The sequence below is a fragment of the Streptomyces sp. JH14 genome, assembly GCF_029428675.1.
Classification (GTDB): Bacteria; Actinomycetota; Actinomycetes; order Streptomycetales; family Streptomycetaceae; genus Streptomyces.
In genome coordinates this window covers 3,911,533-3,933,067 of record NZ_JAJNEL010000001.1, presented here as the reverse complement: position 1 = coordinate 3,933,067, position 21,535 = coordinate 3,911,533, and the positions used below count along the sequence as shown (strand labels likewise).

22 protein-coding genes are annotated in these 21,535 nt (G+C 70.8%); 11 read left to right on the top strand and 11 right to left on the bottom strand.

Annotated features, from left to right (window positions below; all coding sequences use genetic code 11):
• Positions 1 to 6: 6 nt before the first annotated feature.
• The 3 genes from LRD69_RS17745 to mshA form a co-directional block, all read right to left on the bottom strand.
• On the bottom strand, positions 7 to 1,752 hold the full coding sequence (locus tag LRD69_RS17745; protein WP_277327555.1) for a glycosyl hydrolase family 28-related protein: 1,746 nt from the start codon (positions 1,750 to 1,752) through the stop codon (positions 7 to 9).
• A 120-nt stretch (positions 1,753 to 1,872) separates the two neighbouring features.
• Complete coding sequence (locus LRD69_RS17740) at positions 1,873 to 2,388, bottom strand: YbjN domain-containing protein (RefSeq protein ID WP_277327554.1); 516 nt, start codon at positions 2,386 to 2,388, stop codon at positions 1,873 to 1,875.
• On the bottom strand, positions 2,381 to 3,733 hold the full coding sequence (mshA, locus tag LRD69_RS17735; protein ID WP_277327553.1) for a D-inositol-3-phosphate glycosyltransferase: 1,353 nt from the start codon (positions 3,731 to 3,733) through the stop codon (positions 2,381 to 2,383). Before mshA ends, LRD69_RS17740 begins: the two co-directional genes overlap by 8 nt.
• 244 nt (positions 3,734 to 3,977) lie before the next feature.
• Here mshA and LRD69_RS17730 point away from each other — a divergent pair, with 244 nt between their 5' ends.
• The 3 genes from LRD69_RS17730 to LRD69_RS17720 all read left to right on the top strand — a co-directional run bounded on the left by LRD69_RS17730 (position 3,978) and on the right by LRD69_RS17720 (position 7,822).
• Positions 3,978 to 4,754: a class I SAM-dependent methyltransferase gene (locus LRD69_RS17730; protein WP_277327552.1), complete on the top strand. Its 777-nt coding sequence runs from the start codon at positions 3,978 to 3,980 to the stop codon at positions 4,752 to 4,754.
• A 248-nt stretch (positions 4,755 to 5,002) separates the two neighbouring features.
• Positions 5,003 to 6,070 (top strand): NlpC/P60 family protein, encoded by a 1,068-nt coding sequence (locus LRD69_RS17725; RefSeq protein WP_277327551.1) that lies wholly within the window; start codon positions 5,003 to 5,005, stop codon positions 6,068 to 6,070.
• A 432-nt stretch (positions 6,071 to 6,502) separates the two neighbouring features.
• On the top strand, positions 6,503 to 7,822 hold the full coding sequence (locus tag LRD69_RS17720; protein ID WP_277327550.1) for a fused response regulator/phosphatase: 1,320 nt from the start codon (positions 6,503 to 6,505) through the stop codon (positions 7,820 to 7,822).
• Here the strand turns inward: LRD69_RS17720 and LRD69_RS17715 are convergent.
• The 3 genes from LRD69_RS17715 to LRD69_RS17705 form a co-directional block, all read right to left on the bottom strand.
• Positions 7,804 to 8,142: a DUF2516 family protein gene (locus LRD69_RS17715; RefSeq protein ID WP_277327549.1), complete on the bottom strand. Its 339-nt coding sequence runs from the start codon at positions 8,140 to 8,142 to the stop codon at positions 7,804 to 7,806. The genes LRD69_RS17720 and LRD69_RS17715 overlap by 19 nt on opposite strands.
• Before the next feature lie 113 nt (positions 8,143 to 8,255).
• A complete protein-coding gene (locus tag LRD69_RS17710; protein ID WP_277327548.1) occupies positions 8,256 to 8,882 on the bottom strand; it encodes a hypothetical protein in 627 nt (208 codons plus the stop codon).
• 26 nt (positions 8,883 to 8,908) lie between these two features.
• Complete coding sequence (locus LRD69_RS17705) at positions 8,909 to 9,349, bottom strand: helix-turn-helix transcriptional regulator (RefSeq protein ID WP_277327547.1); 441 nt, start codon at positions 9,347 to 9,349, stop codon at positions 8,909 to 8,911.
• A gap of 366 nt (positions 9,350 to 9,715) precedes the next feature.
• Here LRD69_RS17705 and LRD69_RS17700 point away from each other — a divergent pair, with 366 nt between their 5' ends.
• Complete coding sequence (locus LRD69_RS17700; RefSeq protein ID WP_277327546.1) at positions 9,716 to 10,597, top strand: GNAT family N-acetyltransferase; 882 nt, start codon at positions 9,716 to 9,718, stop codon at positions 10,595 to 10,597.
• 70 nt (positions 10,598 to 10,667) lie between these two features.
• Here LRD69_RS17700 and LRD69_RS17695 read toward each other — a convergent pair whose 3' ends face one another.
• On the bottom strand, positions 10,668 to 11,675 hold the full coding sequence (locus LRD69_RS17695) for an NAD(P)/FAD-dependent oxidoreductase (protein WP_277327545.1): 1,008 nt from the start codon (positions 11,673 to 11,675) through the stop codon (positions 10,668 to 10,670).
• 92 nt (positions 11,676 to 11,767) lie between these two features.
• Here LRD69_RS17695 and LRD69_RS17690 point away from each other — a divergent pair, with 92 nt between their 5' ends.
• From LRD69_RS17690 to LRD69_RS17675, 4 genes are all read left to right on the top strand, one after another.
• Positions 11,768 to 12,364 (top strand): XRE family transcriptional regulator, encoded by a 597-nt coding sequence (locus LRD69_RS17690; protein WP_277327544.1) that lies wholly within the window; start codon positions 11,768 to 11,770, stop codon positions 12,362 to 12,364.
• 135 nt (positions 12,365 to 12,499) lie between these two features.
• Positions 12,500 to 13,372: a class I SAM-dependent methyltransferase gene (locus LRD69_RS17685; protein WP_277327543.1), complete on the top strand. Its 873-nt coding sequence runs from the start codon at positions 12,500 to 12,502 to the stop codon at positions 13,370 to 13,372.
• Positions 13,373 to 13,749: 377 nt separating this feature from the next.
• Complete coding sequence (locus LRD69_RS17680) at positions 13,750 to 14,364, top strand: helix-turn-helix domain-containing protein (RefSeq protein ID WP_277327542.1); 615 nt, start codon at positions 13,750 to 13,752, stop codon at positions 14,362 to 14,364.
• Entirely contained in the window at positions 14,361 to 15,617 is a 1,257-nt protein-coding gene (locus LRD69_RS17675; RefSeq protein WP_277327541.1) for an MFS transporter, read from the top strand. The genes LRD69_RS17680 and LRD69_RS17675 overlap by 4 nt, the downstream gene beginning before the upstream one ends.
• A 206-nt stretch (positions 15,618 to 15,823) precedes the next feature.
• On the opposite strand, the gene LRD69_RS17670 is transcribed toward LRD69_RS17675, so the two are convergent.
• A complete protein-coding gene (locus tag LRD69_RS17670) occupies positions 15,824 to 16,768 on the bottom strand; it encodes a VCBS repeat-containing protein (protein ID WP_277327540.1) in 945 nt (314 codons plus the stop codon).
• Positions 16,769 to 17,113: 345 nt separating this feature from the next.
• Here LRD69_RS17670 and LRD69_RS17665 point away from each other — a divergent pair, with 345 nt between their 5' ends.
• From LRD69_RS17665 to LRD69_RS17655, 3 genes are all read left to right on the top strand, one after another.
• Positions 17,114 to 17,707, top strand: a complete 594-nt coding sequence (locus tag LRD69_RS17665) for a DinB family protein (protein WP_277327539.1) — start codon at positions 17,114 to 17,116, stop codon at positions 17,705 to 17,707.
• A 269-nt stretch (positions 17,708 to 17,976) separates the two neighbouring features.
• Positions 17,977 to 18,393: a hypothetical protein gene (locus tag LRD69_RS17660; RefSeq protein ID WP_277327538.1), complete on the top strand. Its 417-nt coding sequence runs from the start codon at positions 17,977 to 17,979 to the stop codon at positions 18,391 to 18,393.
• The gene (locus LRD69_RS17655) at positions 18,390 to 18,689 is read left to right on the top strand and encodes a transcriptional regulator (RefSeq protein ID WP_277327537.1); all 300 of its coding nucleotides are present in this window, start codon (positions 18,390 to 18,392) and stop codon (positions 18,687 to 18,689) included. The genes LRD69_RS17660 and LRD69_RS17655 overlap by 4 nt, the downstream gene beginning before the upstream one ends.
• An 18-nt stretch (positions 18,690 to 18,707) precedes the next feature.
• On the opposite strand, the gene LRD69_RS17650 is transcribed toward LRD69_RS17655, so the two are convergent.
• The 3 genes from LRD69_RS17650 to LRD69_RS17640 all read right to left on the bottom strand — a co-directional run bounded on the left by LRD69_RS17650 (position 18,708) and on the right by LRD69_RS17640 (position 21,376).
• Positions 18,708 to 19,448, bottom strand: a complete 741-nt coding sequence (locus LRD69_RS17650) for a class I SAM-dependent methyltransferase (protein ID WP_277327536.1) — start codon at positions 19,446 to 19,448, stop codon at positions 18,708 to 18,710.
• Between the two features lie 67 nt (positions 19,449 to 19,515).
• A complete protein-coding gene (locus tag LRD69_RS17645; protein WP_277329771.1) occupies positions 19,516 to 20,376 on the bottom strand; it encodes a class I SAM-dependent methyltransferase in 861 nt (286 codons plus the stop codon).
• Between the two features lie 163 nt (positions 20,377 to 20,539).
• Positions 20,540 to 21,376, bottom strand: coding sequence for a carbon-nitrogen hydrolase family protein (locus LRD69_RS17640; RefSeq protein ID WP_277327535.1), 837 nt, complete (start codon positions 21,374 to 21,376; stop codon positions 20,540 to 20,542).
• Between the last annotated feature and the right edge of the window lie 159 nt (positions 21,377 to 21,535).

Sequence of the window (21,535 nt, the reverse complement as noted above, 5' to 3'; positions counted from 1 at the left end):
TGCCGGTCAGCGCACCAGCGCGCGCTGCGCGTCGTGCAGGTTCGGCGGCCCCACCGCTTCCGGTGTGCCGTAGGCCTCCAGCCGCGTGTGCAGATCGCCGGAGAAGTCGGGGACGTCGATCTGGTCGAACTCCGTCACCTCGCTGACGCCGACCGTCGCGCTGTACGGGGCGAGGCCGTCGATCCGCATCAGGCCGGCCCGCCCGTTGGTGACCCGGATGTTCCAGTGCGTGAAGCGGGCGCCGAAGAGTGGTCCGGCGCTCGCGTCGCCGCCGTGCCGGCCGTTGTTGTTGACCGTGATGTCGGTCCGGACGTTGGCGAACGGCATCCCGCGGTGCGAGTCGAACGTCCCCATCTCCATCTCGCCGCGCGACCAGACGTTGTAGCTGGACAGCCCCTCGACGTTGATGCCGTGCAGCTGCGTCCCCGCCGGTGCCGGGACGGTGCGCTGAGCGATGGTGAAGTCCTCGATCAGGTTGTCGTGCGAGCCCTCGCGGCAGTAGTACGGGTGGTGCGAGCCGCGGCCCTCGACCCGCGTACGGCGCAGGGTGCAGGCGGAGGCGCCGATCAGTCCGAAGCCGTTGTCGACGTGGCGGACGGTGATGTCGTCCGCCCAGCAGTCGTACGCACACTGGAACGCGACGCCGTTGTACCCCTTGTCGAGCAGGTGCAGCGACTGCGGGGTCTCGACCGCTTCGAGGGTGAGGCCCTCGACGCCCGAGCCGGTCAGCGGGGTCGCGAGGGTGGTCAGGCGCGGGTCCCACTCGGGGCGGACATCCAGCGGCAGCGGGCGCTCCAGGGTGACCTCGTGCCCGTGCACGGCGGTGATGCGGACCGGCCACTCGTGGGGAACGTACGAGGTCAGCTTGGTCTTGTCGTCCCAGTAGTACGCCTCCGGGCCCGGGCCGCCGCCCGCCATGTGCTCCAGGAGGGTGTGGTCGGCGTCGTCGGCGAGGCGGAGCAGGACGAGCCGGCCGCGCTTCAGCTCCTTCGTGGACTCGACGGTGATCGTCCGGTCGCCGCGGCGCGCGGGTGCGACCGTCGTCAGCGTCCGCCACTCGTCGCGCTTGTTGCCGGTCCATCCCTCGAAGGGCCAGGCCTTGGCCTTGATGGCGTCGATGAGTGAGGTCCAACGGTCCTTCGGGCAGAGCCAGATGAGGCCGCCGGCCCAGGACCAGCTGGACTTGTCGCCGCCGTAGCGGCTGCCGTACACGCCGATCAGCTCGGTGAGGTTCTTGGTCGCGTACAGCTTCGTACGTCCGCTGCCCGCACCGCGGACCACCACGTTGCTGTGGCCGATCCGGATGATGTCGTCGATGCGGTACGTGCCTTCGGGGATGAGCACCGTGCCACCGCCACGCTCTCCGGCAGCGGCGATGGCACGGTTGATCGCGGGGGCGGCGTCGGCGGAGCCGTCCGGTTCGGCGCCGTAGTGCAGGACGTTCGCGACGACCTTGTGGTGTCGGGGGAGGTCGGAGCCGCCCCGGTAGCCGGCCCGGCCGATGAACGGGACCTGGGCGTGGGTGAAGGGGGCGGCGGCGAACTCCCGCCAGAGCGGGGACGTGGTGTGCGGCGCACCGCCCGCGGCGCTCGCGGCGTGCGCTGTCCGGGTTCCCGGCGCCGACGCCGCCCGGGCCGTTCCGGCGCCGTACCCGCCCGTGGCCACGGCGGCGGCGACGGCCACCGCGCTGCCGAGCAGACCACGTCTGCTGATGCCGCTGGTGTTGATGCTGGTGTTCCCCGCCGGAGCCATCGAACCGACCGCCTTTCATACATGTGAACGACGTTCATATCTGCGTCGGCGGCGAGCATGCCACGGCGCGGCGGCGCAGCGAAAGAGTCGTGCACTGCCGAATTGACGGGACCGTAAAGGTCAGTTGGCGGGGCGCTGAGTCAGATGCGTGAACGCATCCAGGTTCCGCGTGGATTCGCCGCGCGACACCCGCCACGCGTACTCCTTGCGGATCGCGCTCGCGAAGCCCAGCTCCAGCAGCGTGTTGAACGAGCCGTCGGCCGCTTCGAGGACCGTACCGAGCAGCCGGTCCAGCTCCTCGGGGGTGACGACAGAGAGCGGCAACCGCCCGACCAGATAGATGTCACCGAGCCGGTCGATCGCGTAACTCACGCCGAAGAGCCGGAGGTTGCGCTCCAGCAGCCAGCGGTGGACCGCCGCGTCGTTCTCGTCCGGGTGGCGGATGACGAAGGCGTTGAGGGAGAGCGAGTGCCTGCCGACGAGCAGCGAGCAGGTGGTGGAGAGCTTGCGGGTACCGGGCAGCTTCACCACGTAACTGCCGGGTTCGGGGCTCTCCCATTCCAGCCCGGAGTCCTTCAGCGTCGCCTCGATGACCTGCTCTGCCTGCTTGACCTGCGGCGCATCAACGTCAGCCATGGTGCGAGCGTACGCGACGGCGGTGCTCGTGCATCGCGGCCGTATAGACATCGGCGGTCGCGCACGCGGCGGTGTCCCAGCCGAAGCCCTGCGCATGTGCGGCGGCCGCCGCACCCATCCGGGCGACCAGCTCCGGCGACTCGGCGAACCGGGCCAGCTGCTGCGCGTACGCCTGCGGCTCGTGCCCGGGGACCAGGAAGCCGCTCACCCCGTCCCGTACGGCCACCGGCAGCCCGCCCACGGACGCCGCGACGACCGGGGTGCCGGCCGCCTGCGCCTCGATGGCGACCAGGCCGAACGACTCGCTGTACGAGGGCATGACCAGCACGGACGCCGCCCGGAACCAGTCGGCGAGCCGGTCCTGCCCGACCGGCGGGTGGAACCGTACGACATCCGTGATGCCGAGCCGCGCCGCGAGCTTCTGCAGCCCTTCCGGCTTGGCCAGACCGCTGCCGCTGGGGCCACCGACCACCGGTACGACCATGCGGGACCGCAGTGACGGATCGCGGTCCAGCAGCACGGCCACCGCGCGCAGCAGCACATCGGGGGCCTTCAGCGGCTGAATGCGGCCCGCGAAGAGCGGAATGAGGGCGTCCTGGGGCAGCCCGAGGCGGGCCCGGGCTGCGGCCCGGCCGTCGGCGGGGCAGAAGCGGTCCAGGTTGACCCCGGGGTGGACGACGGCGACCGCCGCCGGATCGGCCTCGTAGAAGCGGACGAGTTCGTCCGCCTCCTCCGCGGTGTTGGCGATCAGCCGGTCGGCGGCGCTGACGATCTGGGTCTCGCCGATGACCCGGGCAGCCGGTTCGGGGGTGTCGCCGTCGGCGAGCGCCGCGTTCTTCACCTTCGCCATGGTGTGCATGGCATGGACGAGGGGAACGCCCCAGCGCTGCGCGGCGAGCCAGCCGACGTGACCGGAGAGCCAGTAGTGGGAGTGGACCAGGTCGTAGTAGCCGGGGCGCTGACCGGCCCATGCCTGCATCACCCCGTGCGTGAAGGCACAGAGCTGGGCGGGCAGATCCTCCTTGGCCAGACCCTCGTACGGCCCCGCGTCGACGTGCCGGACCAGCACGCCGGGCGACAGCTCGACCGCGGGGGGCAGTGCGCCGGTGGTGGCCCGGGTGAAGATCTCCACCTCGATGTTGAGCGCGGCGAGCCGCTTGGCCAGCTCCACGATGTAGACGTTCATACCGCCCGCGTCACCCGTGCCCGGCTGGTGCAGCGGGGAGGTGTGCACGGAGAGCATCGCTATGCGACGGGGCTTGCGGTGACTGCCGGGGAAGGCGGTCGGGAACCTCAGGCGCGGCGCCATACGGTTGCTGCCGAGCCGAGAGACGTACTGGCTCACGTCGTCCGGTCCTCCTCGCTCGGGGCATGACACCGAGGGGGCATGGCGCTCCCTCGAAAGCCTTGAACAGCGGAACGCAGCCTTTTCATTTCCACCCCGCCCGCCACTTTGCCAAATCATTACGCTCGCGCACGGTGCGTCACCACGGCCGCACCCCGCCCAGGTCCGGCAGCGCAGTCCGTCCCCGCGGACCACCCCGGCCCGCGGGACCGCAGGCCGCGCCGGGCTCGTTAGGCTCGCTGTCATGCGCCCCATCGGCACCGCGACCCGCGGGACCACCAACCCGAACCGGCTCCGCCGCATGGACCGCTGGATCGCCGCCACCCACGGCCCGGCCCTGCGCCGCTCCGACGCCCCCGTCGCGGTCGACCTCGGATACGGCGCCGCCCCCTGGACCGCCGTCGAGCTGCTGCAACGCCTGCGCACCGCCGAACCGCGCACCGCGGTCGTCGGCATCGAGATCGACCCGGAACGGGTCGCGGCGGCAAAGCCGTACGAGCGCGAGGGGCTCACCTTCGTACACGGCGGCTTCGAGATCCCGCTGGCCGGCCGCCCCACCCTCATCCGGGCGGCGAACGTGCTGCGCCAGTACGACGAGGCCGAGGTCGCCGCGGTCTGGCAGCGGCTGTGTGCCCGGCTCGCCCCCGACGGACTGCTGGTGGAGGGCACCTGCGACGAGATCGGGCGACGCCATGTGTGGGTGGCGCTCGGCCCGGAGGGTCCGCGCACGGTCACGTTCGCGACCCGCCTCGGCTCCCTGGACCGCCCCTCCGATCTTGCGGAGCGCCTGCCCAAGGCGCTGATCCACCGCAATGTGCCGGGCGAACCGGTCCACGCGTTCCTTCGCGACTTCGACCGGGCGTGGGCGGCGGCGGCCCCGTACGCCTCACTGGGGGCGCGGCAGCGCTGGATCACGGCGGTGCGCGCGCTGTCGGGCGACTGGCCGCTGACGGACGGGGTGCGGCGGTGGCGGCAGGGCGAGGTCACGGTGGCGTGGGCGGCGCTGCGGCCCGAGGCGTAGCCCGGCAGGCGCCGAGCGGTGACCGGCCGGCCTGCCTGCGGGTGCCGGGTGGCGTGTGATCGTCCGGCCGACACGCCCTGAACAGGATGAGGTTCACGCCCGGAACGGTGCGCCCGGGAACACGAGAGCGGCATCGTTCGTCCCAGATGGCGGGGAATGCCTCTGTTGCTTTTCGGGACGGCATGGCACGATCGCGCCGTCGCCAAAAGTTACTGACGGTAAATCAGATTCGCTCGGAGGGGGAGCCCATGAACCGACGTCACTGTGCCGCTGCCGCGATCACTCTGATCTGCGCTCTGGCCGTGCTGACCGCACCGGCCCAGGCCTTCGCCGCACCTGCTCCACCCTCTCCCTCGCCCGGCTCCGCCGCAGCTCCGCAGAAGAAGAGCCTCGAAGAGGTGCGCGAGGAGATCGACGCCCTCTACCGCAAGGCCGGGGCGGCCACCGACGCGTACAACCTCGCCGAGGAACGGGCCCAAAAGCAGTCCAGCGAGATCGTCGGACTGGCGCGGGCGATCGTGGCGGGGCAGGCGAAGATCGCCGACCTCAAGAGCAGGGCGGGCGCCCAGGCACGCGAGCAGTACCGCACCGGCGGGCTGCCGCCGGGCACGCAGCTGATGCTCAGCAACGACCCGCAGCTGTTCCTGGACGGGCTGAACCGGGCCTGGCAGGGCCAGCAGGCCGCCAAGGGGGTCCTCGGTGAAATGACCAGGACCCAGGCGGACTTGGAGATGTACACCAAGGACGCGAGCGCCAACTGGAAGAAGCTCGAGTCCAATCGGCTCAAGCAGGCCAAGGCCAAGAAGCAGATCAACGCGCAGATCGCCGCGGCGAAGAAGCTCGAGTCGAAGCTGGAGAAGGAGGAGCGGGCCCGCCTCCTCGAGCTGGAGCAGGAGGCGGAGTACAAGGCGCAGACCGCCTGGCTCGGCTCCGGCGCCCTCAAGGAGATCAACCGCGCGGCGAGCGCGAGCGGCAAGAAGGCGGTGGCCTTCGCGACGTCGCAGATCGGCAAGCCGTACGTATGGGGAGCCGAGGGCCCGGGATCGTACGACTGCTCGGGCCTGACGTCCCAGGCGTGGGCGGCGGCGGGACGGCCGATCCCGCGCACCTCGCAGGAGCAGTGGCGGCAGTTGCCGCACATCGCCGTCGAGGACATGCGCCCCGGCGACCTGATCATCTATCACGATGACGCCAGCCATGTGGGGATGTACATCGGCGACGGCGCCATCGTGCACGCGCCGCGCCCGGGGCGGAATGTGACGCTCGCGGGAGCGGGTTCGATGGAGATCCTCGGGGTGGTCCGCCCGGACAGGTGAGGGGACGGGTACGGCCCGTCACCTCGAACCGGTCCACGCCCCGGCCACGGCGGTCACGGCAGGTTCGCCCAGCGGGCCCTCCGCAGGTGACCGGGGCCACGCCCGGTCGACCGCCGCGCGTGACCGGGGCCACGTCCCGCCCGTCCGGTCCGCACGCGTGACCGGGACCACGCCGCCGCCCGGTCGCCCCGTGAGCCACGCCACCCGAACCCCCGCCGCCGGGGTGATGTTTGTCATGGCCGTCATCCCGCCCGTGGGCGGTCACATCTCGCCGGATCCGTGGTGGGACGCGGCTTATGGCTCCGCATATGCCGGTGGTCGAATGCCATTCGCCATTCCGTTCGCACGTCAGGTACCGCTATGGTCCCGGTCTGGCGGATCGTCGATCGTCGTTCCGCCGCGCCCTCGGGGGGAGGGAAGGAAACCGAACCGATGCCCGTACCCGTACCGCAGCAGCGCACCGCCCCCGCTGCGGAGGCCACCCGCGTCGCCCACCTCACCCTCCTGGTGATCGAGGACGACCCGGCGGGCACCTTCACCGTCCCCGAACTCCCGGCGGCGGCCGGCACCCGCGTCCGTATCCGTACCGCCCGGAATCTGACCGAGGCGGCACGGCTCCTCACGGACGACGTCGACTGCATCCTGCTCGACCTGGCCCTGCCGCCCGGCAGCGAGACTCGCGCCGCTGAGGGGGCCGAAGGGCCCGCCGAGCTCACCACGCTCACGCACGTCCTGCGCATGGCACCGCGCCACGCCGTCCTCGCACTCACCGCGGAGGACGACGCCGATCTGGCCGCCGAGGCGGTACGCGTCGGCGCCCAGGACTATCTCTTCCGCGGCGAGCTCGACGGACGGCTGCTCACCCGCGCCATCCGCTACGCCGTCGAACGCAAACGCGCCGACGTCGCGCAGCACCAGCTGACCGAGTCGAAGCTGCGTGCCCAGGAGAACGCCCGGCTGGAACGCGGGCTGCTGCCCACGCCGCTGCTCCAGGGCTCGGAGCTGCGGTTCGCCGCGCGCTATCGCCCGGGCCGCAGCCGTGCGCTGCTCGGCGGGGACTTCTACGACACGGTCCGTACGCCCGACGGCACCGTCCACGCGATGATCGGCGACGTCTGCGGCCACGGCCCGGACGAGGCGGCGCTCGGCGTCGAGCTGCGCATAGCGTGGCGGGCGCTGACGCTGGCAGGACTCTGCGGCGACGAACTGCTCTCCACCCTCCAGCAGGTCCTGGAACACGAGCGGGAGAGCGAGGAGATCTTCGCGACGCTCTGCACCGTCGACATCACCCCCGACGGCCGGCGCGCCGGACTCTGCCTGGCAGGCCACCCCGCCCCGCTGATCACCCGGCACGGACGGGCGGCGCAGCTGCTCCCGTACGAGGACGGCGGCCCGGCCCTGGGCCTGCTGCCGCACGCGCGCTGGCCGCGCCGCCAGGTCGAACTGGGCGGCTCGTGGAGCCTGATGATGTACACGGACGGGCTGATCGAGGGCCGCGTCGGACCGACCGGAACCCAGCGGCTCGGCCAGGACGGCATGGTCGCGATGATCAACCGTCAGCTGGCGGAGGGGCTCAGCGGCGAGGCGCTGCTGGAGGCCGCGGTCACCGAGGTGCGCGAGCTGAACGGCGGCGAGCTGACCGACGACGTCGCGGTCCTGCTGCTCGACCGCGACCGGGGCCGGAGCTCATCGCTTCCGCGCCCCCGTCACAGGTCGGCGTCGGCCGTGAGCGCTCAGCGCCCGCCGTTGTAGGGGCCGTACGGCCCGTCGCTGCTGGAACCACCGCGCCGGCCACCGCCGCCGCCCGAGACCGCCTTCAGCGCGGGCCGTACGTCCACCATGAAGACGATCGACGCGACCGCGCCGGCAAGCTGCAGGAACAGCATCGGCACGAAGAGGTTCACCGCAACGGTGATGCCGAGAATGATCAGCCAGAAGGACTTCTTCTGCTTGTCCGCGGCACGGTACGCGTCCTCGCGCGCCGTCGCGGCCAGGAACAGTGCCACCACCGCCAGGACCAGCATGACCAGGTAGAGCAGCCAGATGAGTGTGCTGAACCCCGTGAGCAACATGGTGTGCACCGCCTAACAAGTGGATGAGCGCCTCGCCGCCAAGGTACCGGGACAACGAGCCGGCCACCCCGAAAGGTGCCCGCCCCGCGCCCCGGTACACACAGGCCGCGGCGCTACTTGGCGGTCGGCGGGGTGGTCTTCTTCGCCACGGGCTTGCGCACCGGCGCCTTCTTGGGCGTCGCCGCCGTGGAGCGGGACTCCGTCTTGACCGTGTGCTTCGGCTCGCTCTTCGCGGCCGGCTCGGCCTTGGCGGCGGGCTGCGTCTTCGGCTTGGGCTGGGACTCCCGCCTCGGCTCCACGACGACGGCGATCTCGACGAGCTCGTCGGCGGACTCGCCGCGCCACGTCTTCACGGTCTGCTCGCCGCGCTCGGCGACCTTCTCGTACGTCTCCCGGGCCCGGACCGCGTACTCCGCGGCCACACCCAGGCTCCGCAGCGCCAGGTCCTGGGCGGACTCGCCGAGCTTCTTCAGATCGGTGTCCAGCGAACCGAGCACCTCGGTGACCTTCGCCTGCACGGTGGCCTGCGCCTCCTTGGCGTGCGTGGTCACCTTCTCCTGCACGGCACGCGGGTCGGCGTTGCGCACCGCCTCGAACCGCTCGGGCGCCTCGGCCCGCAGCTGCTCGATCAGCGCCGGGACCTTCCGGGCCTGCTCGACGGCGAGATCGGCCGTACCGGCCGCGAAGTAGAGGGGGGTCGGGTCGGTGAGGGTCTTGCGCAGGTCATCGGTGATGGCCATGACTGTGGTCCTCCCGGATCATCAGCTCAGTTTGAGGGTGGTGAAGGCTTTGAAGCTGTATCGGCATCTGTGCCGTCGGCGCTGAGGCCGGATTCGTCACCGGCGTCCGCCGGGCCGGATTCGAACCCGTTCTCCTTGCGGAAGGAGTCGTAGATCTGCAGCAGCACGTTCTTCTGCCGCTCGTTTATGGACGGATCGGCCAGGATGACCGCCCGGGTCTCCAGCTCTTCCCGCTCCCGCTCGTCCAGAATCCCGGCCCGCACATAGAGGGTCTCCGCGGAGATCCGCAGCGCCTTGGCCACCTGCTGCAGCACCTCGGCGCTCGGCTTGCGCAGCCCGCGTTCGATCTGGCTGAGATACGGGTTGGACACCCCGGCGGCATCGGCGAGCTGCCGCAGCGAGAGCTGCGCATTGCGGCGCTGCTCGCGCAGGTAGTCACCGAGATTGCCGACGTTGAGTGATGCCATGAGTCGATAGTGCGCCATCGGTGCTAACTATTGCAAGCACATGCTTGCAATAGTGTTCTACATCACGGAGTGTGATCGATCGCGACGGTCCGGTTGTGCTCCGTTCCCGGCATCTCTGCGGTCGTCCGCTGGATCTGCCCGGTGGAGTGAACGGGTCCCGCCTGCTCTCCGCGGATCGGATCGCCGCGTTGCCGGAACAGGCCGGACCCGCCCTCATCGCGCGCCTGTTGGAAGAGCCGGCCGAAGGAGCGAAGAGGACGATCGCCACCTTCTCGGCACAGAAGCCCGGACACCGCGGGGAAGCCCTGCGGCCTCGTCCCGGCGGAAGACCACGGGGCACACCCGCAGCATGGAGAATCCTGAAGCATGCGACCGGATCACTGGCACCTCACCGAAGACGTCGACGGCTTTCTCGCCCGAGCCGGAGACTTCCTGCGCTCGCAGCCCGGCCCGCACGTCATGCAGCTGACGTGGGCCGAGAGAGTGCGCACGCGTGGGGCGGACGCGTTCGGCACCACAGCCCCCGTCTTCGGCATGCTGGAGCACGCGGGCGAGGTCCGCGCCACCTTCTACCGCCTCTCGCCCCGCGGCTTCGGCCTCTCTCCACTCACGCCCGAGCAGGCCGACTCCCTCGCCGCCCGCCTGGCCGCCCTCGGGCACTCCCCTCTCTCCGTCAGCGCGGACCACAGCACCGCCACCGCTTTCGCGGAGGCCTGGCAGCGGCACACCGGGGCGACGCCCAAACTCCGCGACACACGGCTCCGTCTGTACCGCCTCGGCACGCTCACCCCACCGGAGCCGCTGCCGGCGGGCCGGGGCCGCGTCCTGGGCGAGCAGGACCTTGAGCAAGTCATGTTCTGGTGCGGCGAGTTCGCCAAGGCCGTCGGGGAAACCGTCTCCATGGACGCCGGCTCCTGGGCAAGCACGCGCTTCGCCGACAAGCGCTACACGCTCTGGGAGACCCCGGACGGCACTCCCGTCTCCGTCGCGGGCATGAACCCGATGATCGGCGGCCAGATCCAGGTGGACATCGTCTACACCCCGGCCCACCTGCGCGGCCACGGCTACGCGGGTGCCGTGACGGCGGAGGTGAGCCGGGCGGCGCTGGCCGCGGGCGCGAGGGACGTCATCCTGTTCGCGGACCTGTCCAACCCCACCAGCAACGCGCTCTACCAGCGCCTCGGCTATCGCACGCTCACCGACTGGGCGGTGTACGACTTCTCGTACGCCGCACCGGAAGCCGGTTGACCCGGGACGACAGCACGGCTCCTCGACGCAACACCCGGGCCGGGAGCGCGCCTGGAGGGGCGCCCGGCACTCACACGTCAGCTCCTTGCCGCGCGGCGGCGAGGGCCGCATCGGTGTCGGCGGTGGCCAGGTCGGCATTGATGTGTGCGCCGGCCAGGGCGCCCGCAGCGGCGGAGGCGCCGACCTGGGCCATCGGGTCGGTGGCGTTGCCGGCCACCCATACGCCCCGGACCTGCGTGGTGCCGGCCGGGCCGGTGGCGAAGTGACGGCCCATGCCGCCCGGCAGGTCCTGCATCGGCAGGTTCAGACCGGCCAGGCCTTCGACGCGGGCCTGCAGGCCGGTCGCCACCGCGAGAACGCGACGGGCCACGATCTGCCCGTCGGTCAGGCGCACGCCCGCGATGTGGCCGTCCCGGGTGGACTCGACCGCTGCCACCGGGGTGTCGACGATGCGGATACCGCGGGCGGCGAAGCGCGCACGGGTCTCCTCGTCCAGACCGGTGCCGCGGGTGAAGTAGACCAGGTCGTCGGTCAACTGCCGGAACAGCAGCGCGTGGTGGACGGAGGCCGGCCCCACGGCCAGGACCCCGATGGGCTCATCGCGCACCTCCCAGCCATGGCAGTACGGGCAGTGCACCACATCGTGCCCCCAGTGCCGAGCCAGTCCGGGAACGCCGGGCAGTACGTCGCGCAGGCCGGTGGCGACCAGCAGCCGGCGCGCCTGCAGGGCGCTGCCGTCGGCCAGCGTGACCGTGAAGCGCGGATCGCCCTCGGCGGAGGGGCCGGCCGGGACAGCGGAGATCACTTCGCCGGCCACCACCCTGCCCCCGTAGCTCCGCACCTCCTCCCGCCCCCGGCGCAGTAGGTCCGTCGGCGCAACGCCCTCCAGGCCGAGCAGGCCGTGCACGCCCTCCGCGGGCGCGTTGCGGGGCGTGCCGCCGTCGACCACGACGACGGAGCGGCGGGAGCGGGAGAGCATCAGCGCGCCGTTCAGGCCCGCGGCTCCTCCGCCGATCACCACGGCGTCGACGGTCTCGTCGGACTCGTCGGCCGTGTACTCAAAAGTCGTCACAGGCATGGCCGTACCTCTCCTTGCGGTGATCGGGCCCGGTCGGGCCCTGGTACGGCGACACTAAGCACCGCTTGCGCATGAGGCATAAGGTTTTGCCTATGACGCAAGACAATGGAGATCTCGACAGCCTGGTACGCAAAAGGGTCCGCGCTCTGCGTGTGGCGCAGGGCTGGTCCCTGGACGAGCTGGCCACCCGCGCCCGGCTCAGCCCCTCCACGCTCAGCCGGATCGAGAACGGTCAGCGCCGCCTCGCTCTGGACCAGCTCGTCACCCTCGCCCGCGCCCTGGACACCACGCTCGACCAACTGGTCGAGACGGCCACGGACGACGTCATCTCCAGCCCGATGATCGACGCCGCCCATCAGCTCATGCGCTGGCCCATCCGGGCGGACCCGGGCATGACCGTCATGCGCCAGCGCATGACGAACCCGCCGCCCGACAACCCCTCACGCATGCGCGCCCACCCGGGCCGCGAATGGCTCGTCGTCCTCTCCGGCACCGCCGTCCTGCTCCTGGGCAACCGGCGCTTCCGCGTGGAAACCAACCAGGCCGCCGAGTTCCCCACGATGCTCCCGCACGCCATCGGCGCCGAAGGCGGGCCCTGCGAAATCCTGGGCATCTTCGACCGCGACGCCCGCCGCGGCCACCAACGCAACGACGACAGCGCCCGGGACGCGAGCGGCCCCCCGCAGTGACCCCAGCCCGACCGTACGGCTCTTCCCTGCCAAGGCGGCCGGCTCCTTGCGCGGACGGCAGGCCGAGCACCCACCCTCTTGCTCTTCCGGAAAGCGACCGGGCCATACGCTCGCGCTCCTCCTAGCGTGGGCGCCATGACCCATACCTCCCCACACGCAGCGCACGACCACGGCGCCCACCCTGTCCACGGACCGGAGCACGACGCCGACGGCCAGGCGGAGATTCTCGACCTGGACGCCGAGGTGCTCGCCGAACACATCGCCTCCATCACCGCATGGCTGCCCGTCAGGGCCGACCCCCGCCACATCGTGGATCTGGGCTGCGGAACCGGGGCCGGCACCCTCGCGCTGCTCAAACGCTTCCCCGGGGCCGAGGTGACCGCCGTCGACACCTCGGCAGGCCACCTGGAGCGCCTGCAGCACAAGGCCGAGGCAGCCGGTCTCGCCGATCGGGTGCGCACCGTCCAGGCCGACCTCGACGGGGCCTGGCCGGAGCTCGGCACGCCCGAGCTGGTGTGGGCATCGGCCTCCCTGCACCACCTGGCCGACCCCGACCGCACCCTGCACCAGGTCCACGACACGCTCGCCCCCGACGGGCTGTTCGCCGTCGTGGAACTGGCAGGCTTCCCGCGCTTCCTGCCCGAGGACGCCCCGGCCGACCGCCCCGGACTCGAAGAGCGCTGCCACGCCGCGCTCGACCGTCACCACGCCGAACACATGCCCCACCGCGGCGCCGACTGGGGACCCAAGCTGACCGCCGCCGGCTTCACCGTCGAGGGCGAACGCCTCATCACCGTCAACCTGGGCCCGCCCCACACCGAGGCCGTCGGCCGCTACGCGCTCAGCAGCCTGACCCGCCTGCGCGGCAGCGTCGCCCGGGCGCTGACGGCCGAAGACCTCACCGCTCTCGACCGGCTGCTCGACACCGGCAGCCCCCACAGCATCCTGCGCCGCGACGACCTGACGGTACGCACCGAGCGCTCGGTGTGGGCCGCACGCCGCACCTGAACACCGCGGCGTCACGCGGCACATGGCCGCCCGGACGGGACCGTCGTCCTCGGGGTTCACCGGCTCGCGTGCGTATCCGCGCGTGACCGACGAGACGGCGGAGCACTCCTCGGCCGGCGGGAACGACCGGGCCGGCACGGTGGTACGGGCCGACGAGACGATGCGGGCATGTGGGCGTTCGGCACCGAGGAGATGAACCGGCGCTCCCACAGCCGGTTCGCCGCCCACCGGCGTCAGCCGGCCGAGGGTCCGGGCCTGGACCGATACCGGGCTCTCCGCGTGCAGTCGTGCACCGCCGACAGCACGCAACGAGGTCCGGGCCCTCGCCGTTCACAACAACTCTTTTGAAACAACTGTTGTAGGTCTACGATCGGCGCATGACCGCTTCGCCCACGGCATCCACCGGGTCCTCGGAACGGGACGTCGAGCTCGGCACCGCCGCCCTGCGCGTGCTCGCTCACCCGTTGCGCCTGAGCATGCTCAACCTGCTGCGAGAGCGCGGTCCGTCCACGGCCACCCGGCTCGCCGACGAACTCGGTATCAACCCCGGCGCCGCCAGCTACCACCTGCGCCGCCTTGCGTCCGGCGGACTCATTCTGGACGAGCCCGACCGCGGCACCGGACGCGAGCGATGGTGGCGGGCCGCCCATCGACAGTCGATCCACGACCCTGCGGCCGCGCCCCCGGAGCAGCGTGAGGCCGGCCGCGCATACACGCACGCAGTGGCCGTCGCCGCTACCGATCGTCTGCGCAGGGCTGCGCAGGAGGTCCCACTGCTCCCCCAGGAATGGCTCGACGTCACCACCTACAGCGACTTCCTCCTCTACCTGACTCCAGGGGACGTGGACCGCATGAGGACCGAGATCTTTGACGTGATCTCCCGTTACCGGCACGAAAAGAGCGAAGCGCCCGAAGGCTCCTCGCCGGTAGCGCTGCACGTACAGGCGTTTCCGGTGCCCGGCACGGTCGAGCTGCGCGCAGCCGACGCATGAGTGCCGCCGGCACAGCCGCGTCCGCGCGGCCCGCTTACCGGGACGCCAACGTCCTGCGCTGGCTCAGCGCCTACACCGCCTCGGTCACCGGCGACATCGTGTATTTTCTCGCCCTGTCCTGGGCGGCCACCCGCGCTGCCGAGCCGTCACAGGTCGGCCTGGTGGTCGCGGCCGGGGCACTCCCCCGTGCGGTGTTCATGCTCGGCGGGGGCGTGGTGGCCGACCGGTTCGGACCACGCCGGATTGCTGTCGCCAGCGACGCGATCCGCTGCGCGGTGATCCTCACCGCCGCCGCGACGCTCGTGTCGGCCCCACCGAACATGTGGCTCCTGATCCCGGTCGCGTTGGTCTTCGGTGTGGTGGACGCGGTGTTCATGCCGGCGGTGGGCGCGCTCCCGCCACGCATCACGGCGCCCGAGCAGCTCGCCCGGGTCCAGGCGATGCGCGGATTGTCGATCCGGCTGAGCAACGCCATAGGCCCCCTCCTGGCGGGAGCCGTACTGGCGGTCGGCGACGTGACCGCTGCGTTCGGGGCCGCAGGTGTTCTCTTCGCCGCCTCACTCGTCATCCTGCTCACGGTGCGGATCGCTTCGCCGGCCGAGGTGTCCCAGCGCACCTCGGCCTGGCGGGAGTTGGGCGACGGCCTGCGATATGTCCGCCACCACCGGATGCTCGCACCGCTGGTCACCGTGATCGGGCTGAGCGAGATGTGCTTCAGCGGTCCGGTCGCCACCGGCCTGGTGCTCTTGGCAGATGAACGCGGCTGGGGTGCCTCGGGCATGGGATGGATCGCGAGCGCATTCAGCGTCGGAGCCGCGGCCGCCGCATTGCTGCTCACCGTGTCGAGCCGGATACCGCACGCCGGAGCGGCGATGTCCCTCGCGCTGCTCGTCACTGCCGCGGGAGCGGTCGCCCTGGGGCACGCTCCGTCGTTGCCCATCGCCGTCGCATTCGGCGCCCTGATAGGTCTGACCAGCGGGATCACCGCAACCGTGACCAGTGCCCTGATCCAGACGGAGGCCGACCCCCGATACCTGGGCCGGGTCACCTCGGTCACGACCCTCTGCACACTGGGCCTCGCGCCCGTGCTCTTTCCGGCCGTCGGCATCACGGTGGCCGTGTGGGGAGCGGCGACGTTCTTCACCGGATGCGGCGCGATCTGCCTGCTCGCGGCAGCGCTCGGGTTCTCCGTCCCGGAGCTGCGGCGGGCCGGACTCCGACCTCCGAAGTCGGCATCGCCGGCCGGACGGTGACCACCCTTCAGGTCTCGCACCGATACCGCTCCAACGGGCGGTGTTGTCCGCCTCTCGGACGGCCCGGCCGCGCACCCGGCGGGCCCAGGCGTCCACCTCCCGTCCGGGCGCACGACGCCTCACGCCCCGAACGAGCCGGGGGCGGACAGGACGGGCCGTCCTCGAACCGGAGGAAGCGGCCCGTCCCGTCCTGTCGAAACGTACTGCTACAGCAGGTTGTAGGCCTGGAACCCGTGGCCGATCTTGACGGGCTTCTGGTACACGGCCTGGGCGTTGCCCGTGCCCGAGTACCGGTACAGGTCACCGTTCGGCTGGCGCGCGATCAGGTCCGTCTTGCCGTCGGAGTCGAGGTCGCCGACCGACAGCAACCGGTCGTACACGTTCCAGCCGCCGCCGATCTTCGTGCGGGACTCGAAGGGGGCCTTGTAGTTGCCCGTGCCCTTGTAGAGCCACAGGACGCCGGACTTGTCCCGGGCAACGATGTCAGCCTTGCCGTCACCGGTCAGATCGCCCTGGCCGGCAAGCTGGGTGTACTGGCCCCAGCCTCCGCCGATACGTATGCGCGAGGTGAGTGTGCCGTCCGGGTAGGCGAGGTACCCCCACAGAACACCGGCCTTGTCGAGGCCTATGAGGTCGGCCTCCTGGGCTCCGCCGAGGTTGCCGGGGGAGAGGAGGGTGGGGTAGATGTTCCAGCCCTTGCCGACCTGCGCGCTGTGGTACCCGAGATCGTCGTCGATCCAGCTGTACTGCAGGGTCCCGTTCTTGTAGGCGAACCAGGTGCCGTCGCTCCACCCGTCCTTGTCGTTGTCGACGTCGAGCACGTCGGCGAAGGCTTCGAAGGTGACCCCCACGTCCTCCTGGGGCTGGAAGCCGCCCTGGCCGTCCGTGAAGTACATGTACAGCTCGTTGGTCTGCTTGCGAACGGCGTTCATGGCGAAGCTGGGTGTTTCCACCGGAGCAGCGGCCGCGCGGGCGCTCATCCTCGGGCTCTGCGCGTCCCGGGCCTGCTGCTCGACCCCGGAACGCGCCTGGCCGGCCCCGGCCGGGCCGTTGGAGGCGAAGGCCGTACCGGCCGTGGCGGCCATCGCGACAGTGACGGCGGTGGCGGCGAGCGCGCCCCGAAGCGCACGCCTACGTCGGGTGATGATCATAGAGATTCCCCCCTACGATTTGCTCAACGGCACTGTGCCGTCGACGATCAAAAGCTTCTCACGGGGGTCTCACAAGACTCATCAGAGTCCATCGTCTCTTCCATCACAATGGCACTCGCGAGACCATGGCACTCGGCGAGCGCACGCCCGTCACCGACGCCGCGGCCACCGGTGAGCACGTGCGGACCGTTCAGCTCAACCGAGACCGGACTCACCCTTTCTCTGCCGATCTCGCCCCGATTCCAGGGGACTTGGGCCGGCACACTGGTCACCTCGGCCGGTTCGGTTCGCCGCCGAAGACGGAAAAGCGCTGGGCAAAGATCGCGCGAGCGGCAGACTGGCCCCATGACCGCATCGGATGCCAAGGCCGACCTCCACTTCTACCTGCAGTCCGCCCGCGATGCCCTCCTGTGGAAGCTCGAAGGACTCCCGGAGTACGACATCCGCCGCCCGCTGACGCCGACCGGAACCAACCTTCTGGGCCTGGTGAAGCACGTGGCGGGCGTGGAACTGGCCTACCTCGGCGACACCTTCGGGCGGCCGTCCGGCGAACCGCTGCCCTGGCTCGACACCGGTGCCGAGCCGAACGCGGACATGTGGGTCACCGCCGACGAGTCACGCGAGTACATCGTGGAGCTCTACCGCCGGGCCTGGGTGTACGCAGACGCAACGATCGACGCGCTGGCACTGGACACGATCGGCAAGGTGCCGTGGTGGCCGAGCGACAAGAACGAAGTGACGTTGCATCATGCCGTGGTGCGGGTGATCGCCGACACGCACCGGCACGCCGGGCACGCCGACATCCTCCGGGAGCTCATGGACGGTGCCGTCGGGATGAACAAGGGGAACGACAGCATGCCGACGGACGACCCGGCGTGGTGGGAGAACCATCGAAGCCGGCTGGAGCGTACGGCGCAGGAAGCCGGCCGCGACGCGTGACTGAGGGCCGGGCCGCGCGGAACGACATCCGGCACCACTGCCGACGGACCGCGGGCGGGGTCACCGGCACCCCCTCGTGTGTGCGTGGTCTGCCACTGCACATGGAATCGCCCAGCACATCTCTCAACTGACCTATCTCCTTGCGGAGTTCAACCTCCCGGGCGGCTTGTTGGCCGAGGTCGTTTCGAGTCCGCCGCAGACGCAACGGACAGTACTTTCCTGAAAGTGAGTAGTTGAAAATCAGGAAAGTACATGCCAGGGTGGCAACCGTGGACGCTGAAGAAGCACGACACGACCTTGAGCAGGCCCGCCAGTCCTACCGGTCGTCCGTCGAACCGCGGCTGCCGGCATGGGCGCCGCCCACCTGCGGCTTCCTCCTGGGCGCCGCCCTGGCGCTGGGCGGATTCAGCCCCTCACCCCACTGGTTGAAGGCACTGACCATCGGTGGGGGCCTCCTCCTCGCTCTGGCCGCCGACCAGATCCTGACCCGCATCCGGGCCCGACAGGGCATCACCGGCCTGCGCGGTCCCGCACGTGAAAAACGCCGCCGCACCGTCAACGCCTGTGCAGCCATCCTGATCTGCGCACTGGCTGTCAGCCCGGACCTGCGGTGGATCTGGAGCGGGCTGGGCCTGGCCGTATTCCTCTGCACCTGGTTCATGCTGCACAAGCAGGTCCGCGCATGACGGCCGAGCTGAACGATGCGTTTCGAACCGTCACCCGCATCCGGATTGCGGCCTTCCTCTCCGGCTGCGACGAGGCGGAATTCCGCGCCGTCCAGGAGTACTGCGCCCTCTCGCCCTCGAACCTCTCCAAGAACGTCTCCGCCTTTGCGGACTTGGGTTACGTCTCAGTGCGCAGAGGGTACGTCGGCAAGACGCCCCGGACATGGCTCGCACTCACCGATGACGGGCGGAGCGCCCTGGTCGGTCACATGGCCGCCCTGCAGGAAATCGCCGACAGTGCGGCCCGACACGCCTGAGCGGCGAGGGCGAAGACCTCAGACGTGGCCGGTCTCCGGACGTCGCGCGAGGAAGACGAACTCCCTGCCCGGCCGGTCGGGCGCGTCACGAACGTCCTCCACCTCGTACCCCTGCGCGACCAGCTCCGCCTCGACCTCCTGTCGCTCGCGAAAACGCAACGTCGAATCCGACGTCAGCACCTGCCCGTCCGCGGCGAACACATAGGTCGTGCGGAATGTCACCAGCGGCCCGGCCACCTCGGTCAACTGGTGCCAGCTCTCGACGGAACCGACACCGGGGATCTCCGTCACGCCGTACGAGCTCTCGCGGTTCCACTCCTCCCAGGCACGCCTGACCGGATCCCGGGTCTCGAACACCAGCCGCCCGCCGGGCCGCAGGGCTTCGTACACACCCCTCAGGGTCTTGCGCCATGCCTGCGGATCGACAATTTGCTGAGCGACGTTCGCGGTCATGGTCGCGAGGTCGACCCGCAGCGGCGGAAGCGCTGTCGCGTCACCGCAGATCCATCGCACCCGGTCGCTGCCCGGTTTGGCCCGGGCCACGTCGATGGACGCCGGGGCGGGGTCGACGCCGACGACTTCGATCCCGCGACCCGCCAGCAGGAGCGCGAACACACCTGTCCCGCAACCGATGTCCAGCACCCGGCGCGCCCCGAACTCCTTCACCATCAGGGCGTAGGCGTCGAGGTCGCTGCGATCGGGGTCGAGCGGGTCGTAGATCGCGGCGAGTCGTGGATGCCCGAAACACTCGTCAGTCATGTGGTCGAACGTATGAGGAGCAGGTCTCCTCCACCACTCGATTTCGCTGCTCGCCCCGGACAGGACTTCAGCGAACCTGCCCGGCCCCTGGAGAAGGCCTGCGCCAGACGAAGACCTCGGTGCTCGGCACGCGTTCGGAGAACCGCTCCGTCGGGGAGGCCTCCCGCAGGAGACCACGCAGGTCCTCCTCGAAGGCGTCACGGCGCGTGCCGAAAAGGTGCGGAGCCGAGAAGGACATCGAGAACACCCACGCGACGACGTCGTCACACGTGCGTTCCAGCGGCTGTCCGCCGGGAACCACCCGGCGCTCAGGACCGGAGAATCCCGCCCGGGCGAGCACCTCCGCCTCGCCGCCGGGTGTCCCGTGCGGAAGCAATCCCCGGCCGGCCCGCCGAACCGGTCCCAGGTAGTGCCTGACCAGCTCCGCCATCGCCTCGTAGGGCACCGCCGGACAGGGAAGGCCGTCGACGGCTCGGGTCTGCGACTTCTCGTCCGAGATGTGCACCAGCGCCCCGCCGGGCCGGAGCATGTCCCGGACGGTTGCCGCCACCAGCTCACGATCCATCCAGTGGAACGACTGGCCGAAGGTCGCGACGGTGAACTCCCCGAGCCCAGCGGTCAGATCCTCGGCCCGGGCCCGAACCCAGTGCGCCTTCCCGGCCACTCCTGCCTCGGCGGCACCGCGGCCGGCCTCCGCGATCATGCCGCTGTCCGGGTCGACGCCGACGATCTCACTGAACAGGTGCGCCAGGCCCAGGGCCAGGGTGCCGGGTCCACAGCCCACATCGATCAGACGGCCCCGGCCGTCGAGCGCCAGAGCCTCGGCGAGCGTGTCCGCGAGTCCGGGTGCATACGGGAGCCGCCCGCGCTCGTAATACGGGGCCGCACCCGAGAACAGTGTGTCGTCCCACTCCCAGCCCGAAGGCATATCCACCCGCCGCCCTTCTCGCGCGGTTTTCTGCCGTCCGCGGTGTCGGCCCCTGGTGCACTGCCCCGCCTTCAGGGGGTCTGCACCGCATCGAAGGCCGTGACGCCCGATTGCGGGTACACAGAGCCGGTGAAGGCCGGCTCCCTGCCGGCTTGCGCGCGAGTCAGCTCAGCCGGTGCAGGGCGCGCGGGTGTGTGCCGGTGTCGATCAGGTCGCGCAGCATGGGTTCACTGTCGCGGGCGGCGATCAGTGTCTGCGGGTCGAGATCGGCGGTGATCAGCTCGCGCCGGTCCGGGCCCGCCTCGGCGTGGACCCGGCCGTCCGGGCCCCAGATGGCGCTGGCCCCGCAGGTGTTCCAGCCCCCGGTGGTGCCGATGTGGTTGGCCAGGACGGCATAGCAGGTGTTGTCCAGGGCCCGCGCCGGGAACCAGGTGCGTGACTCGTGGTAGCCGTTGCCGACGCTGAACAGCGCGCCGACGACGTAGGCGTGGCAGCCGTCCAGCGCGGCCGCCCGGGCGTGTTCGGGGAAGCCGGAGTCGTAGCAGATCCCCAGACCCAGGCGCCAGCCGTCGAGTTCGAGAGTGCACCCGGCCGCGCCTTCGCGGTAGATCTCCCGTTCCGCCTTGAACAGGTTCTGCTTGTCGTAACGGGTGACGAGTTCCCCGCTCGCCCCGACCACCAGCGCCGAGACATACAGATCGCCCCGGTCGTGGAAGGCCGCTCCGACGACGGCGACCGTGCCGGTCTCCCGGCAGGCTTCGGCGACCGGAGCCAGGCGTGGGTCGTCGGGCTGCACGGCGCACCGCTCGGGGTCGGCCCGGATGAGATCGGGCTCGTAACCACTGAGGAACTTCTCCGGGAAGACCACGAGCCGGGCCCCGGCCCGAGCGGACTCCCGGACCATGGCGGCCACGGTGGCCACGTTGGCCTCGATGTCGCCGGCCACCGCCTGGGCCTGGGCGGCGGCGATCCGGATCGGGTGCGAGGGAAGCGGGTACACAAGGCGCCGATCTGCACGTTCTGTCGTGGATCTCCAGGCTACAGCTGGGCGTCCCGGGCGCTCCCGCGAGGTCCTTGGTGATCGGGCGATGTCAGGCCGGGTCGAGTCCGTACAGCAGGCTGGGGACGGGACAGTACGTCGCGAGCGACCGCCCTCCCC

Excerpts from the sequence above, each read along its gene's own strand:
- LRD69_RS17745 (WP_277327555.1), bottom strand. The coding sequence starts at position 1,752 with ATGGCTCCGGCGGGGAACACCAGCATCAACACCAGCGGCATCAGCAGA.
- LRD69_RS17740 (WP_277327554.1), bottom strand. The coding sequence starts at position 2,388 with ATGGCTGACGTTGATGCGCCGCAGGTCAAGCAGGCAGAGCAGGTCATC.
- LRD69_RS17730 (WP_277327552.1), top strand. The coding sequence starts at position 3,978 with ATGCGCCCCATCGGCACCGCGACCCGCGGGACCACCAACCCGAACCGG.
- LRD69_RS17725 (WP_277327551.1), top strand. The coding sequence starts at position 5,003 with ATGAACCGACGTCACTGTGCCGCTGCCGCGATCACTCTGATCTGCGCT.
- LRD69_RS17720 (WP_277327550.1), top strand. The coding sequence starts at position 6,503 with ATGCCCGTACCCGTACCGCAGCAGCGCACCGCCCCCGCTGCGGAGGCC.
- LRD69_RS17715 (WP_277327549.1), bottom strand. The coding sequence starts at position 8,142 with ATGTTGCTCACGGGGTTCAGCACACTCATCTGGCTGCTCTACCTGGTC.
- LRD69_RS17710 (WP_277327548.1), bottom strand. The coding sequence starts at position 8,882 with ATGGCCATCACCGATGACCTGCGCAAGACCCTCACCGACCCGACCCCC.
- LRD69_RS17705 (WP_277327547.1), bottom strand. The coding sequence starts at position 9,349 with ATGGCATCACTCAACGTCGGCAATCTCGGTGACTACCTGCGCGAGCAG.
- LRD69_RS17700 (WP_277327546.1), top strand. The coding sequence starts at position 9,716 with ATGCGACCGGATCACTGGCACCTCACCGAAGACGTCGACGGCTTTCTC.
- LRD69_RS17695 (WP_277327545.1), bottom strand. The coding sequence starts at position 11,675 with ATGCCTGTGACGACTTTTGAGTACACGGCCGACGAGTCCGACGAGACC.
- LRD69_RS17690 (WP_277327544.1), top strand. The coding sequence starts at position 11,768 with ATGACGCAAGACAATGGAGATCTCGACAGCCTGGTACGCAAAAGGGTC.
- LRD69_RS17685 (WP_277327543.1), top strand. The coding sequence starts at position 12,500 with ATGACCCATACCTCCCCACACGCAGCGCACGACCACGGCGCCCACCCT.
- LRD69_RS17680 (WP_277327542.1), top strand. The coding sequence starts at position 13,750 with ATGACCGCTTCGCCCACGGCATCCACCGGGTCCTCGGAACGGGACGTC.
- LRD69_RS17675 (WP_277327541.1), top strand. The coding sequence starts at position 14,361 with ATGAGTGCCGCCGGCACAGCCGCGTCCGCGCGGCCCGCTTACCGGGAC.
- LRD69_RS17670 (WP_277327540.1), bottom strand. The coding sequence starts at position 16,768 with ATGATCATCACCCGACGTAGGCGTGCGCTTCGGGGCGCGCTCGCCGCC.
- LRD69_RS17665 (WP_277327539.1), top strand. The coding sequence starts at position 17,114 with ATGACCGCATCGGATGCCAAGGCCGACCTCCACTTCTACCTGCAGTCC.
- LRD69_RS17655 (WP_277327537.1), top strand. The coding sequence starts at position 18,390 with ATGACGGCCGAGCTGAACGATGCGTTTCGAACCGTCACCCGCATCCGG.
- LRD69_RS17650 (WP_277327536.1), bottom strand. The coding sequence starts at position 19,448 with ATGACTGACGAGTGTTTCGGGCATCCACGACTCGCCGCGATCTACGAC.
- LRD69_RS17645 (WP_277329771.1), bottom strand. The coding sequence starts at position 20,376 with ATGCCTTCGGGCTGGGAGTGGGACGACACACTGTTCTCGGGTGCGGCC.